This is a genomic window from Polaribacter sp. HA6-7 (assembly GCF_055693625.1).
On record NZ_CM146338.1, the window covers coordinates 2,588,795 to 2,607,092 of the forward strand.

General features: G+C 28.9%; 13 protein-coding genes and 6 pseudogenes. 11 read left to right on the top strand and 8 right to left on the bottom strand.

Annotated elements, in window-relative coordinates:
• Positions 1-9 precede the first annotated feature (9 nt).
• Positions 10-812 (top strand): annotated as a pseudogene (gene map, locus ACZ1HD_RS14575) (type I methionyl aminopeptidase).
• A gap of 10 nt (positions 813-822) precedes the next feature.
• Positions 823-1,590: a methyltransferase domain-containing protein gene (locus tag ACZ1HD_RS14580; RefSeq protein WP_340932442.1), complete on the top strand. Its 768-nt coding sequence runs from the start codon at positions 823-825 to the stop codon at positions 1,588-1,590.
• A 27-nt stretch (positions 1,591-1,617) separates the two neighbouring features.
• Here ACZ1HD_RS14580 and ACZ1HD_RS14585 read toward each other — a convergent pair whose 3' ends face one another.
• A complete protein-coding gene (locus tag ACZ1HD_RS14585) occupies positions 1,618-2,709 on the bottom strand; it encodes a hypothetical protein (RefSeq protein ID WP_472687872.1) in 1,092 nt (363 codons plus the stop codon).
• Positions 2,710-2,950: 241 nt separating this feature from the next.
• A complete protein-coding gene (locus ACZ1HD_RS14590; RefSeq protein WP_472687873.1) occupies positions 2,951-3,940 on the bottom strand; it encodes an FAD:protein FMN transferase in 990 nt (329 codons plus the stop codon).
• A 119-nt stretch (positions 3,941-4,059) separates the two neighbouring features.
• Here ACZ1HD_RS14590 and ACZ1HD_RS14595 point away from each other — a divergent pair, with 119 nt between their 5' ends.
• The gene (locus tag ACZ1HD_RS14595) at positions 4,060-4,905 is read left to right on the top strand and encodes an OmpA/MotB family protein (RefSeq protein WP_079737375.1); all 846 of its coding nucleotides are present in this window, start codon (positions 4,060-4,062) and stop codon (positions 4,903-4,905) included.
• 79 nt (positions 4,906-4,984) lie between these two features.
• Entirely contained in the window at positions 4,985-5,704 is a 720-nt protein-coding gene (locus ACZ1HD_RS14600) for a 3-ketoacyl-ACP reductase (protein ID WP_472687874.1), read from the top strand.
• A 71-nt stretch (positions 5,705-5,775) separates the two neighbouring features.
• Here the strand turns inward: ACZ1HD_RS14600 and ACZ1HD_RS14605 are convergent, their stop codons facing one another.
• Both ACZ1HD_RS14605 and ACZ1HD_RS14610 read right to left on the bottom strand, forming a co-directional pair.
• A complete protein-coding gene (locus tag ACZ1HD_RS14605; protein WP_077810192.1) occupies positions 5,776-6,141 on the bottom strand; it encodes a Na(+)-translocating NADH-quinone reductase subunit F in 366 nt (121 codons plus the stop codon).
• Positions 6,141-7,491: pseudogene (locus tag ACZ1HD_RS14610) on the bottom strand (DEAD/DEAH box helicase). Before ACZ1HD_RS14610 ends, ACZ1HD_RS14605 begins: the two are co-directional and overlap by 1 nt.
• A 102-nt stretch (positions 7,492-7,593) precedes the next feature.
• Here ACZ1HD_RS14610 and ACZ1HD_RS14615 point away from each other — a divergent pair.
• The 7 genes and pseudogenes from ACZ1HD_RS14615 (at position 7,594) to ACZ1HD_RS14645 (ending at position 13,287) form a co-directional block, all read left to right on the top strand.
• Positions 7,594-8,356 (top strand): annotated as a pseudogene (locus ACZ1HD_RS14615) (TatD family hydrolase).
• Positions 8,356-8,849 (top strand): annotated as a pseudogene (locus ACZ1HD_RS14620) (methylated-DNA--[protein]-cysteine S-methyltransferase). The pseudogenes ACZ1HD_RS14615 and ACZ1HD_RS14620 overlap by 1 nt, the downstream one beginning before the upstream one ends.
• 87 nt (positions 8,850-8,936) lie before the next feature.
• Positions 8,937-10,037, top strand: a complete 1,101-nt coding sequence (locus tag ACZ1HD_RS14625; RefSeq protein ID WP_472687875.1) for a hypothetical protein — start codon at positions 8,937-8,939, stop codon at positions 10,035-10,037.
• A gap of 50 nt (positions 10,038-10,087) precedes the next feature.
• Positions 10,088-11,413 carry a hypothetical protein gene (locus ACZ1HD_RS14630; RefSeq protein ID WP_472687876.1) on the top strand — a complete coding sequence of 442 codons (1,326 nt, stop codon included), beginning with the start codon at positions 10,088-10,090 and terminating at the stop codon, positions 11,411-11,413.
• Positions 11,356-12,279: a hypothetical protein gene (locus ACZ1HD_RS14635; RefSeq protein ID WP_472687877.1), complete on the top strand. Its 924-nt coding sequence runs from the start codon at positions 11,356-11,358 to the stop codon at positions 12,277-12,279. Before ACZ1HD_RS14630 ends, ACZ1HD_RS14635 begins: the two co-directional genes overlap by 58 nt.
• Before the next feature lie 31 nt (positions 12,280-12,310).
• The gene (locus ACZ1HD_RS14640) at positions 12,311-12,874 is read left to right on the top strand and encodes a DUF3575 domain-containing protein (protein ID WP_079737379.1); all 564 of its coding nucleotides are present in this window, start codon (positions 12,311-12,313) and stop codon (positions 12,872-12,874) included.
• 38 nt (positions 12,875-12,912) lie between these two features.
• Complete coding sequence (locus ACZ1HD_RS14645) at positions 12,913-13,287, top strand: hypothetical protein (RefSeq protein WP_472687878.1); 375 nt, start codon at positions 12,913-12,915, stop codon at positions 13,285-13,287.
• A 196-nt stretch (positions 13,288-13,483) separates the two neighbouring features.
• On the opposite strand, the pseudogene accD reads toward ACZ1HD_RS14645, so the two are convergent.
• The 4 genes and pseudogenes from accD to ACZ1HD_RS14665 form a co-directional block, all read right to left on the bottom strand.
• Positions 13,484-14,352 (bottom strand): annotated as a pseudogene (gene accD, locus ACZ1HD_RS14650) (acetyl-CoA carboxylase, carboxyltransferase subunit beta).
• Between the two features lie 195 nt (positions 14,353-14,547).
• Positions 14,548-15,614: pseudogene (gene fbaA, locus ACZ1HD_RS14655) on the bottom strand (class II fructose-bisphosphate aldolase).
• Positions 15,615-15,731: 117 nt separating this feature from the next.
• A complete protein-coding gene (locus ACZ1HD_RS14660; RefSeq protein WP_472687879.1) occupies positions 15,732-16,337 on the bottom strand; it encodes a BamA/TamA family outer membrane protein in 606 nt (201 codons plus the stop codon).
• 2 nt (positions 16,338-16,339) lie between these two features.
• Positions 16,340-18,277 carry a BamA/TamA family outer membrane protein gene (locus tag ACZ1HD_RS14665; protein WP_472687880.1) on the bottom strand — a complete coding sequence of 646 codons (1,938 nt, stop codon included), beginning with the start codon at positions 18,275-18,277 and terminating at the stop codon, positions 16,340-16,342.
• Positions 18,278-18,298: the final 21 nt, after the last annotated feature.

The window sequence follows — 18,298 nt, forward strand, 5'->3', positions numbered from 1 at the left end:
TTTTTTAACATGATAAAGATTAAAACCAAAGAAGAAATAGAAATTATGCGCGAAAGTGCATTAGTAGTTTCTAAAACATTAGGTATGCTTGCCAAAGAAGTTAAGCCTGGTGTTTCAACTTTATATTTAGATAAATTAGCAGAAGAATTTATTAGAGCAGAAGGTGCAATTCCTGGTTTTTTAGGGTTATATGATTTTCCGAACACGCTTTGTATGAGTCCGAACTCTCAAGTTGTTCATGGTATTCCAAATAAAGATCCTTTAAAAGAAGGCGATATTATTTCTATAGATTGTGGTGCAATAAAAAATGGTTTTTATGGCGATCATGCATACACTTTTGCTGTAGGCGAAATAGAACCAGCAACCAAAAAATTATTAGACGTAACTAGAGAGAGTTTGTATGTTGGTATAAGAGAGTTTAAAGTTGGTAACAGAGTTGGCGATGTTGGTTATGCGATTCAGAAATTTACTGAAGACCATGGTTATGGTGTTGTTAGAGAACTTGTTGGTCATGGTTTGGGTAGAGAAATGCACGAAGACCCAGAAATGCCAAATTACGGAAAAAGAGGACGAGGAAAAAAGTTTGTAGAAGGAATGGTTGTAGCTATAGAACCAATGACAAATTTAGGAACTCAAAAGATAAGACAACATTCTGATGGTTGGACAATTACTACTTTAGATGACAAACCATCTGCTCATTTTGAACACGATGTTGCAATTCTAAACGGAAAACCGAATTGCTTTCTACATTTAAATATGTACACGAAGCTTTAGGAATTGAAACTACAGAAGAAGACGAATTTAGACAGTAAATAAACGTTAATGTCTATATTTAAAACCATACTTAACACCATACCTAGACCTTGGTTAATTAAAGCAAGCTATCTAGTTAGACCAACTATAGCTTGGTATTTAAAAGGTGATAATTTTACAGATCCTATTGATGGTAGAAGTTTTAAAAAATTTCTACCTTACGGATATGGAAACCAGAGAGAAAATGCACTTTCTCCTTCTACACTTTCTTTAGAAAGACATCGTTTAATGTGGCTTTTTCTTAAAGATGAAACTAATTTCTTTACCTCAACAAAAAAAATAAACGTTTTACATATTGCACCAGAACAATGTTTTTTAGATATCTTTAGAAAACAAGAAAATCTAAATTATTTAACATCAGATTTAGAATCTCCAATTGCCGATGTAAAAGCAGATATTTGTGATTTACCTTTTAAAAATAACGAATTTGATGTTGTTTTTTGTAATCATGTTTTAGAACACATTCCTGATGACACTAAAGCGATGCAAGAACTGTATAGAGTTTTAAAACCTGGTGGTTTTGGTATTTTTCAAATTCCGCAAGATTTATCAAGAGAAAAAACTTTTGAAGACGATACTATAACAGACAAAAAAGAACGTGCAAAAATATTTGGTCAATACGATCATGTAAGAGTTTACGGAAGAGATTATTTTGATAAACTGCGTGCAATTGGTTTTAAGGTTGATGAAGTTGATTATACAAAAAAAATCGCTCCGGAAAAACTAGAACGATTTTGTTTAATGAAGAACGAAATTCTTCCCGTATGTTATAAATAATTGAGATTACTGAAATTTCCTTAAATATTACGGTAATTTTTCTAGTTTTTTATCTCCGTTTATAATTACTCCATTTTTAAGAATCTGATAAACACCATCTTCTACTTTAAATACTTTAGAATCTCCTTTATAATTTGCTTTACTATCTTTTGCGTTTGATACTTTTGTTCCGTTTTGATTTACCCAAGAAATAGTATCTCCTTTTACAGCTTGCGCTTTGTTATCATGAAAAGAACCAATATAATCGTACTTAGAATCAGCATACAACATTGTACCATCTACAGAACATAAAAAAGCTTTAACATTATAATCTCCTTCTACATATAGCGGGTAAATTCCGCCACCTAAATGACCTCCAAACAAATACCAATCTTTATCTACTTTTACTTCACCATCTTTATTATATTTTCTTAAAACATCGTTCTTTTTTAAATCTTTCATTAAATCTTCTTTATTAGAGATTTTAACAATTTTACCTTGATTTAAGTCAAAAACTAAAGGTTCATATGAGTTGTTTGGATATGTAATTAACCTTCCGTTTTCTCTTGGCAACATTACCTTACCAAAATGTGTAGAAAGCGCGTTAAAGTCAGATGGATTTGGTAATAAAATACCTGTACCGCTATTTGTATTAAAACTATAAATTTTAGTTGCCTCTTTAGATTTATTCAGTAATAAAAAATACCCCGCAAAATTAATTGCATTTGTGTATTCTTTGGCTTCTAAAATTATTTCTGCTTTATCATTTATAACTCCAAACTTACCTTCTTTAGAAAACAATGCATAATTGTTAGCGTTAAAATTGTAAACACTATCTACTTTTAAAGCCATATCCATAGAAGTCTTTTTCCAAATAAATTTTAAAGAATCTATTCTTTTAAGTTCTTTAGATTTCCTAATTCTCTCTTCTTCTAATATTCTTTCTCTTTCTATTTGCTCTTTCAATTCTTCATCAATAGTAACAAATAGTTCTAATTGCTGCTGATAAGTTTCAGATTTTTTATTTTTAGCTAGTAAAAAATATTGTTTCGAATATTTTTGAGCTTGTCTGTAATTTTTTAATTCGTAGTATATTCTTGCTCCTAGGTCTGCAACAGAAGGTTTTGTTACGGTATCCATGTATTTCATGGCTTTTTCAAAAAGATCTAGTGCTTCTTTATAATCTATACTTTCTTCAATAGCAGTATTGGCTCTATTTATATATACGTTGGCAATTTCTGAATTGTTTTGGGCATAAAAGCTACAAAAAAAGTAGCAAAAAAATAGATAACAATTGTTTTTTCATAGTAAATGTTGGGTATTGAGAACTTTAGAGTGCAATATAAAAAAAAATAGTCATTTTTAAGCCGAAAAACACTACCTACTTGTAGGTATAATTGGTGTATTCTTCTAGATTTCCGTTTTCATTTGTATATAATAAAATTGCTTTAATTTTACTGTTCTTCTTTAAGAAATTTTTTGTTTTTTCTAATCCCATTGCCATAAATGCGGTGGCATACGCATCTACATCTGCACAATCTAAATCTGCAATTACAGATGCACTTAATAAATTACTTTCTTGTGCGTAACCAGTTTTAGGATTAACAGTATGTACAAACTTTTTACCAGATTCTGATATTCTAAACTTTCTATAGTTACGAGATGTTGCCATCGATTTATTAGATAGATTTAGTGTTTTAAAACCAGAACCATCTGCATTTATTGGATCTACTAATTTTACCAACCATGGTTTATCTGCCTCTTTAAAACCTTTTGTTCTAATCTCTCCGCCAATTTCTACTAAATAACTTTTTACATTTTTACTTTCTAAAAAACGAGCAACTACATCTATACCAAAACCTTTTGCAATTGAATTAAAATCTAAATAAATTCCGGGGTATTCTTTCTGAATTGTCGCGTTTTCTAATTGTAATTTATCAAAACCTACAAACTGCATTTCCTTGGCAACCTCTGCCTCTGTTAGATCTAATTTTGTTTTCTTTGGCCCAAAACCCCAAGCGTTTACCAAATTACCAACTGTTGGATCGAAGTAACCATTAGTTTCTTTAAAAATTCTTTTAGACTTTTTAAAAACCTCTATAAAATAAGGATCTAATTCTACATTTTCCTCATCTCTATTTACTCTAGAAATTTCTGAATCTGAAATATAAGTAGATAAAGAATTATTCATTTTAAGAAATAAACTATCAATATTTTCTTTATAATTTTCATCTGTATTTAAGTAGGTAATTTTGTATGTTGTTCCAAATACGGCTCCTTTAAAAGTGTAATTTTTCTTTATAGTTTCTTTAGAACAAGAAGAAAAGCATAAAGCACAAATTAGTAGTATAACAAATGGGTAATTTTTCATAATAAAAGTTTAATAAAAACAAAAATAGTCTATAATTTTTCACAAAAAATTGTTAATCGCACTTTTTGTTCTTTGATTTTATTAAATTTGTTCGAATAATAAATTATTAAGCAGAAAAAATGAAGAAAATATCTTTAATCTTATTATCTACAATTTTAGTTAGTTCTTGTGTTTCTAAGAAAGAATTTGTAGCGTTACAAGCAGAGAAAACGAAAGCAGAAGAGGAATTATTAGCTGTAAAAACTAATTTACAAAAATGTTTAATTGAAAAGGAAAAAGAAGAAGGGAAAATTTTTGCTTTAACAGAACAGGTTAAATATTTAAAAGACGATAAGAAAACGGCTTTAAAACAAGTTGAAAATTTAACTGTTTTAACGCAATCTTCTTCAGATAATATTAAGACTGTTATTGCTCAATTAAGTGAAAAAGACAAGTATATTAATGGTGTAAGAAAAGCGATGACTCAAAAAGACTCATTAAACTTAGCTATAAAATATCACTTAACTAGAAACTTAACAGAAGGTATTCAAGATAAAGACATCGAGGTTAACGTAGAAAAAACAGTTGTATTTATTTCTATTTCTGATAAATTATTATTTAAGAGTGGTAGTTATAACGTAACTGATGGTGCTTACACAGTTTTAGAAAAAATTGCTAAAGTTGTAAACGATCAGCCGCAAATGGAAGTGATGATTGAAGGTCATACAGATTCTACACCAATAAAAAGAGATTTAATTCAAGACAACTGGGATTTATCTGCTTTAAGAGCAACTTCTATTACTAGAATATTACAATATAAGTATGGTGTAAAACCACAAAGATTAATTGCTGCAGGTAGAAGTCAGTACATTCCTTTAGTACCAAACAACTCAGCAGAAAACAAATCAAAAAACAGAAGAACAAAAATTATTATCATGCCTAAATTAAATCAATTCTTTGATTTATTAGAGCAAGATGCTAAATAATACATCGTTCTTTTAACATATTAAAACCACTCAATTTCTGAGTGGTTTTTTATTTTATCAAATTTAAAAAAATAGAAAAATGGAAAATTTATCAAACAAAAAAGCAATAATTACCGGCGGAAGCAGAGGCTTGGGTAAAGCAACAGCATTGGCTTTAGCAAAAGAAGGCGTAGATATTGCAATTACAGGAAGAAATGAATCTGTATTAAAAGAAACTGTAAAAGAAATTGAAAAAATTGGTGTAAAAGCTACTTATGCCGCTTTTGATGTTGGTAATTATAAAGAAGTTCAAAAAGCAATAAAATTACTGATAGAGCAATTAAACGGCGTAGATATTTTAATAAATAATGCAGGTATTGCTGCTTTTGGTTCTTTTACAGAAATGGATGTACAAACTTGGGAACAAATCATACAAACCAATGTTATGGGAATGTATTATGTTACTAAAGAAGTTTTACCTTATTTAATAGAAAAGAATATAGGAGACATTATAAATGTAGCTTCTACAGCTGGATTAAACGGTAATGCTAACGTTTCTGCTTATTCTGCATCTAAATTTGCCGTAATTGGTATGTCTGAATCTTTAATGAAAGAAGTAAGAAAAAACAACATAAGAGTTTGCACATTAACACCTAGTACTATTGCTTCGGATATGTCTGTAGAATTAGGTATTGCAGATAAAGACTCGGAAGATAGTGTTTTACAACCAGAAGATTTTGCTGAATTAATTGTGGGCGGATTAAAATTACCAAAAAGAGCAATGCTAAAAAGTGCTGCTTTATGGTCTACAAACCCGTAAGTAAAAATCTTCTTATTCATAAAAAACGCTACATTAATTGTGGCGTTTTTTATTGTGAATAATACATTTATCTATTCTAATACTTTTACAAAATTATCGAAAGCAACATAGTAAGGTTGGTCTTTAAAAACAGGACTTTCTACACTTTCTGCATTTGCAATTCCTACACCAGCAAACCAAACTTTAGCATTTTGTTTTCTTGCATGGTTTTTAAAAGTTTCCATCCATAAAACATCGTATTCGTTAGGGTTTTGAAGATTTTTTGTAGCTTTTACTAATACAAAAATTGTGGGTTCTCCTTTTTTAAATAATACAAATTGAGGATGTCTTTTTAATTGACTATTAATCGCTTGAAACTCATAGCCCATTTCTTGTAATTTTTCGCCAACAATATTCATGGCCAAATTGTGCAATTCTTGCGCTGTTAAAACTTGCATTATTTTTTCTTGTTACGTTTGTTGTAATTTTTATCTCCTCTTGTTTTAGGCTTTTTATATTTTTTAGCAATTTCTCTTCTGTAAGAACCACCTAAATTTACCTTCTTGTTCTTTTCGCTTTTTTCATGAAATGCTGGTCCCGGAACATATTCTAAACCTGTTCTGTTTTTAGAAATACCTTGGTCTTCTCTTGGGCGCTCGTCTTCTGTTAACAATTTAGAAATTTCTACTTCTTCTGGTAATTCTAAAACCGGAATAGTATAATCCATTAAAGCTTCTATTTGCTCTTTAGCTTCTTGCTCTTTATCCGTAGAAAACAATAACGTTTTACCCGCTTTTTCTGCACGACCAGTTCTACCAATTCTGTGCATATAATTTTTCGAAAATCTGGGGTATCAAAATTAATTACATGAGAAACATTATCAAAATCTAAACCACGTGCCATTACATCTGTTGCTAATAATATTCTATTATTACCTTCGTCGAACTGCCTTATCGAACGTATTCTGTAATTCTGAGTTTTATTAGAGTGAATAACACACATTTCATCGTTAAAAACCTCTTCTAAATGCTTAAAAAGTAAATCTGCAGTTCTTTTAAAACCTACAAATATTAATACTTTATTGTACGTTTCTTTATCTCTTAAAAGATGATGCAATAAATTAACTTTAGTAAAAAAGTTAGGTATATTGTAAGAAACTTGTTCGATATTATCTAATGGTGTCCCGCTTACTGCAACAGATATTTTAGTGGGATTTTTAAAGAAATCGTAAATTAAAGCATCTACATCTTCTGTCATTGTAGCAGAAAACAATATGTTTTGTCTTCTTTCGGTATCACATCAAAAATGTTCATCAATTGAAAACGAAAACCTAAATCTAACATTACATCTACCTCATCAATCACCAATTTCTGAATAGATTTTAACTTTAAAGCATTACTTAAAGCCAAATCATACAATCTACCAGGTGTTGCAACAATAATATCTTGCCCTTGTAAAATTGCTTGTTTTTGCGTGTTAATATTTGTACCACCATAAACTCCTAAAACACGTGTATTTATGTATTTAGATAGTTTTTCTATTTCTTCTACAACTTGCAAAACCAATTCTCTTGTTGGTACCAAAACCAAGATTCTAGGATGTTGTTGTTTCGAAAATTTTAAATCTCTAAGAATTGGCAACATATAAGCAAAAGTTTTACCTGTACCTGTTTGCGCAATACCTACAACATCTTTACCAGATCTAACCACAGAAAATGCTTGTTCTTGAATTGGTGTTGGTGTTGTAAACCCCAAATCGTCTATTGCATATTGTAATTGATTTGATAAATCTAAATCTTCAAAAGTCATCTTATAAAATTTTATGCAAAGGTACGTTTTATAAAATGTTTTACAACAAGTCTTAAGCGTTGTATTAATTTGTAATTTTGCTAAAAATTATCAGAAATAATAATGATTACAGATACGCACACGCATTTATATTCTAGTCAGTTTAACGAAGATCAAAAAGAAATGATTCAACGCGCAAAAGATGTGGGCGTTTCGAGGTTTTTATACCTGCAATAGATTCTAGTTATACAGAAAGTATGTTAAAGTTAGAAGAAGAATATCCTTTAGATGTTTACTTAATGATGGGCCTTCATCCTACTTCTGTAAAAGAAAATTATTTAGAAGAATTGCAACATGTTAAAGAATGGATTGATAAAAAAGATTTCTACGCAATAGGAGAAATTGGTATCGATTTGTATTGGGATAAAAGCTTTTTAAAACAACAACAAGAAGCTTTTAGAACTCAAATTAAGTGGGCAAAAGAAAAAAACTACCTATTGTTATTCATTGTAGAGATGCTTTTGATGAAATTTTCGAAATTTTAGAGGAAGAAAAAGGTGATGATTTAAGAGGGATTTTTCATTGTTTTACAGGTACAAAAGAACAAGCAGATAAAGCAATTTCTTACAATATGAAATTAGGTATTGGCGGTGTTGCTACTTTTAAAAATGGTAAAATTGATAAATTTTTAAATGAAATTGATTTACAACACATCGTTTTAGAAACAGATGCGCCCTATTTAGCACCAACTCCTTACCGAGGTAAAAGAAACGAAAGTGCTTATATTACAAATGTTATTGATAAATTAGTAGATATCTATGGAGTTTCATTTAAAGAAATTTCTGAAATAACAACTCAAAACTCTAAAGCCATATTTGGTGTCTAATGTTAAAAACAGAAACCACATACTATAAAACACCAATTGGTATTGCTAAAATTATTGGAGATACAAACGGCATACAATCTGTTTCTGTCTTAAAAGATGATGAAATTTCACAGGAATTACTGCACCAAAAAACACCAGAATGTTTACAAGATTGTGTTTTACAGCTGCAAGAGTATTTTAATGGCAAAAGAGCTAGTTTTAATTTAACTGTTAACCCAAAAGGAACCAGTTTTCAGAAAAAGGTATGGAAAAGTTTATTAGATATTCCGTACGGTAAAACCGAACTTACTTACAACAAAGTAAATTTTTAGGCGATGTAAAAGCTATTAGAGCTGTTGCTTCTGCAAATGGTAAAAACCCTTTATGGATTGTAATTCCTTGTCATCGTGTAATTGGTTCGGATGGTTCTTTAACAGGTTACGCTGGCGGAATTTGGAGAAAAAAATGGTTATTGGCACACGAAAACCCAGTAAAACAGCAATCGTTATTTTAATTTCTTTGTAAGATATTAAAAATCTTATTTTTACGTTAACAACGTATAGTTTGTAAATGTTTAAAAAAATCTCTTTTTTTCTTTTTATTGATTGGGTACTTTATCCAAGCACAAACTATTCCTACCAATTATAGATCTATAAAATTTAATATTAAAAACGATTCTATAAAATTTGATTCGATTGCAATTAACCCGCAAAAGTTTAAAGTTTTAAATAAAGATCTAAAGGTAATTGATACTATTCATTATAAAGTTGATTTTAACAAAGCACTTTTAATTTTAGACTCTAAAAAATACTCAGAAATTACTATTAAATACTTTAGATATCCTACATTTTTAACCAAAGTATACACAAATTACAATGATAGTTTAATTGTACCAAACAGCACTTATACAGGCAAACTTTACAGTTTAACAACTAATAAAAAACCATCAGAAATTAAACTTTTCGATGGTTTGCAAACCAAAGGTTTTATATCTAGAGGTATTACATCTGGTAACAACCAAAATACGGTTACAAATGCTGCGTTAGATTTAGAAATTTACGGTAAATTATCAGAAAGAGTAACTTTAAGAGCTAATATTTGGGATACCAACATTCCGATTCAAGAAAACGGTTATTCTCAAAAAATAAGTGATTTTGATAGAATATTTATAGAAATGTTTACTGATGATTGGCGCGTAAAAGCCGGAGATTTATCCTTAAGCAATAATCAAAGTTTCTTTGCTCCTTTTACAAAACAAGTTTACGGTTTAGAAGTTGAAGCCAATGTTTCTGATAATTTAAAAGTTGGTGCTTACGGTGCAATTGTTCGAGGAAAATTTACAACATTTTCTATTGTTGGTAATGAAGGAAATCAAGGTCCTTATAAGGTTATTGGCGCAAATAACGAATCGAATATTCTTATAATTGCAGGTAGCGAAAGGGTTTATGTAAACGGAATTAAGATTGAAAGAGGCCAAAATAAAGATTATGAAATTGACTATAATTTAGGTGAAATTACTTTTAACACCACGTATCCTATTACTAATGATATGAGGATTACAATAGATTTTCAATATTCTGATAGAAATTACACCCGTTTTATTACTTATGAATCTGTTGATTATAAAACCGAAAAATTAAAAATTAATAGTTTTTTTACAGCGAAAACGATGCTAAAAATCAACCTTTACAACAAGTTTTAACAGATAATCAAAAAGAAATATTAGCAAATGCAGGTAATAATGAAGATTTAATGTTTGCTGAAAGTGCTTATTTAGACACTTATGATGAAAATAAAATTCTATATAGAAAAGTTATAAATGGTGCTGTAGAAAATTTTGAATATTCTGATGATGAAAATGAAGAATTGTATTTTGTTACGTTTACCAATGTTGGTGCAAATAATGGAGATTATGCTATAGAAAGCACTACAGCTAATGGTACAATTTATAATTATGTAGGCGTAAATCAAGGTGATTTTGCACCAATAACAAGATTAATTCCGCCAACAAAATCGCAAATATTTGTTTTAAAGTCAGATTATGATTCTACTAATAAAACAAAAATAACTTCAGAAATTGCTGTCAGTAATAATGATGCAAATTTATTTTCTAATTTAGATAACGACGAAAATACAGGTTTGGCTGCTAAAATTGGTTGGGAACAAATTTTAATAGATCGCGATTGGCAATTAACAAGTAAATTTAATCATGAATACGCACATCAAAACTTTAAAACGTTACAACGTTGGGAATCTATAGAGTTTAATCGAGATTGGAATCTGTTAACAAACAATGCAACTAAAAACTATTTTCAATCAGAAATAAACCTTCAAAATAAAAATAAAGATTACGTTTTATATAGTTTTAAAAATCTTAATTATTTAAACACTTACAACGGTAATAAACATCTTCTTGCATCTAAAATAAAACTTAAAAAAACCTCTTTTTTTGTAAATGCTAGTTTACTAAACAATACATCTACATTAGAAAATAACACATTTTTAAGGGCAAAAGCTACTATAGAGCATTCGTTTAAAAAAAGCTGGCTAGGTGCTTTTACTAATATAGAAACTAATAACAGAAAACTTACCGAAACGAATACCTACGCAAATACAAGCCACAGATTTAAAGAGTTTGAAACCTATTTTGGTTTAGGAGACACCACAAAAGTATTTGCGAAGTTTGGTTTTAATTACAGAAATAATGATAGTATTAAATCGAACGCTTTTTCCGAAATTAATAATAGAAAGTCTTTTTATATAAACAGTAAGTTAATCAAAAATGAAAGTACAAATTTAGCTATTTATGCAAATTACAGACTTACTAATAATGCTTTTACCAACGATGAAAAATCTTTAAACTCGAGAGTTCTTTTCAATCAAAAATTATTTAAAAACTTTGTTAACTTAAGCACTCTCTACGAAACCTTTTCGGTAATATTGCAAGGCAAGAATACGTTTATATTAAGACAGAGCCTGGTTTTGGTTTTTATACTTGGATCGATTACAACAATGATGGTGTGCAAGATTTTGACGAATTTGAAATTGCCGAATTTAAAGATCAAGCAAATTATTTAAGAATTTTAAAACCGAACATTCGTTTTATTGCAACACAAAAAGCAAAATTTAGACAAGCAATCAACCTAAATTTTAATCAATGGAAAATGCAAAAAGGATTTAAAAAATTAGTTTCTTATTTTAAAAATGAAAGCTTTTTAAGCATCGAAAATGAACAAGCTAGAAATGGAAACTCTTTTAATTTTAATCCTTTTAATTTTGATGAAAATAATTTAATTGGTCTTAATTATAGTTTAAGAAACAGTTTACATTTTAACAAAAATCTACAAAATTACAGTACAAGTTATACTTATGGCAATCAAAGGAATAAGCAATTGTATTTTATAGGAACGCAAGAAAACATAATTAAGATGCATCAAGTAGATTTTGCTCATAAATTTGCAACATTTTGGGTTTTTAATTTATTAGGAAAAAAATCTACAAATAATTTAGTTACAGAAAATTTTGATAATAGAAATTACAATATAGATACTTATGAATTTCAACCTAAAATAAGTTTTTTACAAAATCAAAACAACCGATTGTCTGCCTTTTATCATTTTAAAAACAAAGAAAACACCTTAGAAGATTTCGAAAGCCTACAACAACATAAATTCGGAATTGAATACTTTTATTTAGGCACTAAAAAGAATCAGATATCCGCAGGTTTAAATGTCTTTCTAAACGATTATAAAGGTGAGACGAACACACCTGTTGCCTACCAAATGTTAGAAGGTTTGCAAGAAGGAAAAAATTATACTTGGAACCTTCTTTTCAACAGAAAATTAAATTCGTTTTTAAATTTAAATTTAAGTTATTTAGGTAGAAAAAGTGAAAATTCTAAAACGATACACACAGGTAGTGTACAATTACGTGCAATTTTTTAATACATTTGGCTAAAAATCAATCTAGAATTATATGAAAAAAATTATCTTATTTGTATTGTTAGTATGCACTAGCATTCAATTAACAGCTCAAGAAAAAGAGAAATTCAAGTATCCGCAAGACAATGCAAAAAAACACGAACTTAAATTAAATGCATTTAGTTTGATTGCTTTTTCGTCTTTAAATGTTAGTTATGAAAATCTATTAAATAAAGATTCCTCTTTTGGTATCGATGTATTTTACAATTTTAACGATATCTCTGATGACTTATATTTTCCGAAGAAATTTTCTTTAACCCCTTATTATAGATGGTTTTTTTCTGAAACAAGATATGCTAGAGGTTTCTTTGTAGAAGGTTTTGGTATGTTAAACACTTATGAGGATCGTTATTATTTTTTTAATAACAATGATGAAACAATTGTAGAGACAGATTTTGCGTTAGGTATATCTGTAGGAGGAAAATTTATAACTAAATCTGGTTTTATTACAGAAATTTATTTAGGTGTTGGAAGAAACTTATTTAATAACAATGATGAAAACGGATTGGAAAATAATTTAATTACTAGAGGTGGTATTTCTTTAGGCTACAGATTTTAAGCAATCATATTTTTAGTAAATTTGTAAAAATTAATAACATGAAAAAAATAGTTTTAATATTAGGACTTCTAGTAAGTTCTTTAGGGTTTTCTCAACAAGAAATTAAGTTAGATGTTGCTGATGCATTAGTTATACGAAGTCTAGAATTTTCTTATGAAAATTATATAAGTGTAGAAAATTCTTTCGGGGTTTCTGCTTTATTTAATCTAGCGAAACAAGATATCGATTTTAGATATAACGAAAACACAATGATAACACCTTATTTTCGTCATTATTTTACTGCAGATGCACAATGGAACTTTTTTGGTGAAGGATTTGTAGGCATAAATTCGGAAAAACAGAAACTGTTAAAGATTCGGCGTTTACGATTTAAAATATACAGATGCTGCTTTAGGTGTAGCAATAGGAACTAAATATTCTTCTGAAGGTGGTTTGGTTATAGATATTTATGGTGGTTTAGGTAGAAACCTTTTTGGTACAGATTCGCCAATTCTTGTACCTAGGCTTGGTGTAAATGTAGGATGGAGATTCTAATATAAATAACAAACCTTTATAAAATAAAAAAACCAGCAAATGCTGGTTTTTTTATTTTATAATAACTTTATCTTATTAAACTACTGCCTCTTTTCTAATTGGCAAGTTTTGGATTAAATCTATATATAAATTCACTTCTTTTTTAAGGTCTTTACGCTCGTAAATAGCATCTAAGAAACCGTGTTCTAAGACAAATTCAGATTTTTGAAAACCTTCTGGTAAATCTTTACCTGTTGTATCTCTTACAACTCTTGGTCCTGCAAAAGCAATTAATGCATTTGGTTCTGCAATATTAATATCACCTAACATTGCATAAGAGGCTGTTGTACCACCTGTAGTTGGATCTGTACATAAAGATATATAAGGTATTTTTGCTTTAGCCAATTGCGCTAACTTAGACGAAGTTTTAACCAATTGCATTAAAGACAAAGATGCTTCCATCATTCTAGCACCACCAGACTTAGAAACCATTAAAAACGGAATGTTGTTTTTAATTGAATAATCGATAGCTCTTGCAATTTTTTCTCCTACTACAGATCCCATAGAACCTCCAATAAAAGCAAAATCCATGGCAGCAATAACTATATCTTTACCTAAAGATTTACCAACGGCAGTTCTTACAGCATCGTTTAATTTTGTTTTTGCTTGCGCAGCTTTTAATCTTTCTGGATATTTTTTTGTGTCTTCAAATTTTAAAGGATCTTTAGAAGTTAAACCTTCATTTAATTCTTTAAACTCATTATTATCAAAAAATAATTCGAAGTATTCTTTACTACCTATTCTTACATGATATCCATCTTCCGGACTAACGTATAGGTTTCTTTTAATTCTTCTGTATCTATAATTTTTCCGCTAGGTGTTTTATACCATAAACCTTTCGGAGTATCTTTTTTATCTTCTGTAGAAGTCTGTATTCCTTTATCTGTTCTTTTAAACCAAGCCATGTTATGTGTTTGTTTTAATTTAATATCTTAAAATAAAAATTCTATTTTAAAATAAATATGAAGTACAAATGTAAAAGATTTTTTCTAATTCTGGTTTCTTCTTTATGTGATTATTCTATTTGAGCTAGATATTTTCATAAAAAAAAGCATTTTGAAATAATTCAAAATGCTTTTTAATTAATTTAATAATAAATACTATAATGTATCTACGTTATTTAAATCTTGAAATGCTTGCTTTAAACGGTTTGTAAAAGTAATTTCCCCTTCACGTAACCATTTTCTTGGATCATAGTATTTTTTATTTGGTAAGTCATCTCCTTCTGGATTACCAATTTGAGTTGCAACATATGCTGCTTTACCATGCATATAATCTCTAATACCTTCTGTAAAAGCAAATTGTAAATCTGTATCGATATTCATTTTGATAACACCATAACCAATAGATTCTCTAATTTCTTCTAAAGTAGAACCAGAACCACCATGAAATACAAAATCGATATGATTATGACCAACATTGTACTTCTCTGAAATATACTCTTGAGAATTCTTTAAAATTTTTGGAGTTAATTTTACGTTTCCTGGCTTGTAAACACCGTGTACATTACCAAATGCAGCTGCAATAGTAAATTGTGGCGATACTTTTAATAATTCTTCATAAGCATACGCAACTTCTTCGGTTGTGTATATAATTTAGAAACATCTACATCAGAATTATCTACACCATCTTCTTCACCACCTGTAATACCTAACTCTATCTCTAAAGTCATTCCCATTTTACTCATACGAGCTAAATAAGTTTTACAAATTTCGATATTTTCTTCTAATGGCTCTTCAGATAAATCTATCATATGAGAACTATATAGAGGCTTACCTGTTTCTTCGAAATGCTTTTCAGAAGCATCTAATAATCCATCAATCCAAGGTAATAATTTCTTTGCACAGTGATCTGTGTGTAAAATAACTGGCACACCATAAGCAACAGCTAATTCGTGTATATGCTTTGCTCCTGCAATTCCACCAGCAATTGCAGCTTTTTGCCCTTCATTAGATAATCCTTTTCCTGCTTGAAATTGCGCTCCTCCGTTAGAAAACTGAATAATAACTGGTGCATTTAAATCTCTTGCAGTTTCTAAAACACCATTAATTGTATTAGAACCAACAACATTTACAGCTGGTAATGCAAATCCTTTTTCTTTTGCAAGTTTAAAAATTTCTTGAACTTCTTTACCTGTAGCAACTCCAGGTTTTATGTTGTGACTCATAGTTATGATATTTTAATTTGTTGATTCTTATATTTCTTCAAAAATACTAAAAATAGGCACTTTTATGTTTAATCGGAGCATAAAATAACGAAAACGTTATAGACTTTTAATGATTTTTTAAAAAGGATAATTAATACCTATATTATAAACTGCACTAGCAAAATTATAATTCTTAAACCACTTACCACCTTCTAAATAAGGTTCGTAGGTTTTAAAACCAACATCAAATCTTAATACAAAAAAATTTAAATCGTATCGAACTCCCATACCAGAACCTATTGCAATATCTTTTAAAGATGATAAACTATTAAATTTTGCGTCTTCGTCTACAAACTCGGCATCAGAAATATCCCAAATATTACCAGCATCTACAAATAAGGCTCCTTTAAAACTTCCTATTAAATTAAATCGATATTCTGCACTCGATAAAAATTTTAAACTACCAACATTAAATTCTAAACCACTGTTTCTGCTTCCTGGGCCTAATTCATATGTTTGCCACGCTCTAATATCATTAGAACCACCTGCAAAATAACTTCTTGTAAAAGGAATATCAGAATTGTCGTAGGTTAAAATAGCGCCTAAAAATGTTCTAAATCCGAAAACAGAATTTAAACCAACATCCCAAAATTGCTTATACTCTAAATCTGTTTTAAAATATTGTGCTAAGGGAATCTTTAAAAATGTTTTTTTACCATTTGCATTATAATCCTTAGAAAACAACCCTAAAATATTACCGAATTTGAAACTCTTAATTTAAAAAATGAAAAATTATTGTCTTTAAAATCTGATTGACTATTATATGTAAATGAATAAGCCAAAGTAGGAATTAAAAAATCTGAAGTAACAATATTGTACCTATTCTGAATATTTAATACAGTATTAAAATCATTTGGGTTTGAGTTTCTAAAACCAGCATTAGACGCAACACTTCTTATAAAAGCTAAAGATTCTGATGCTTGATTTTCTAAATCTGTAGCCAACGGAAAAAAAGATGTATTATTTTCTTGGTCGTAAATTTCTGCTACATTATTTAGGTTTGTAAATTCTGAACCATAAATATCAAAAAAACGATTTACATTTAAATTTTGAATGTATTGTGTGTTAAATATCTCTAACTGAATTGTTTTTTTACTGTTATATTGCCACTTATAATCAGATAAAATGGTAAACGTTTGCCTATCTAAACCAATGTTTTTCTGAAAACTAGATCCTAAAGAAAACAACGTTCTTGGCGACATTCTTTTTGGCACCAATTTATCTAAACCAAAAGGCGCTACCAATCTAGGAAATTCTAAAGATGCGTCTGCACCAATCTCCCAACCCGGACCATTATTCGCATTAAAATAAGAACCTAAAAAAGAAAACTTTAATAATTCTGCACCTTTAAAAGCATTTCTATTGGTTAGAGAAAATTTTGCTGATGAACCAATATTTCTAATATTAGAATGTGTTAGTTCTGTTTCAAAACCTAAAGTATATTTCTCTTTCGGAGACAGAAAAATATCCATTTTTAATTCATCATCTGTACCTTCTATCGGACTAAATGATATGTTTGTAGATTTAAAGTTTTTAAGCGATTTTAAATGATTTCTTGTTAAATTACTTAAAGTATCTTTATAAACATCGCCTGATTTAAAGAAAATAGATTGCGATAAATATTTAGGATTGTATTTTAATTTATCAATTGCTAAAAAATTAATTCCGTTATAATTTACAGAATCTTTATAAACCTCTTCTTTCTTAGTATAAGAATAATCTGTAACTACATTAATTTTACTAACTTTATGTACCTTATAATCTTTCTTCTCGTAAACACCATCTTTCTCTTTAAACCTATCTTTAGCAATTAAAAACTCTACATTGGTTTTGTGATCTGTTCTTGTAGAATCTACATAAAAACCAAGTGCAGATTCAGAAAAATAATAAATTCCGCTGTTTTTAAATAGCTTTACAACGTTACTAGCTTCTTTTCGAAATACTTTGTCGTTGTATTGATTACCACTAACTAACAAAGATTTTATTTTTGAATCCTTATATATAGAATCTAATACAGGCGATTCTATTTTAATCTTTATTGAATCTAATAATGTAGGCTCTCCTTTATTTATGTAATAACTAACTATTGCTTTTTTATCAGTAGAATCTCTATCTATGACTGTCTTAATTTTAGAATCAAAATAACCTTGGGTTTTATAAAAAGCCCATAAATTATCGGCTGTTCTATTCGCTTTACTCTCACTTAAAATTACAGGAGCATCGTAATTTAAAAACCAATTATTTAAACTGATAAAAGCATTTGCATAAGCAATACTTTGTTTTTCTGAAAAAATATTTTTTATAAAGTTATATTTCTTCGGATGCTTCAATCCCCATTCTGTTGGGGTTTTGGGCTTATTATGGTTTCCTATATTATGAAAGTACAGCCCAAAAGGCAAACCTAAAAGACGCGGATTTGGTTTTTGAAGCACGTACTTTTGTAAATCTGCACTTTTATTTTTTACACTGTCAACAAAAATATTATTTTGCGTTAGCATCTGCTTATCTTCAGCAACATGTTTTGTAGAATTACAGGCTGTCAAAAATAAAACAAGTAGAAAGTAAAAAGAAAGTTTTTTCATTACTTTAGCAATACATTTAACATCAAAAATAGTATTTTTCAACGGTTTATTTCTAATTAGATA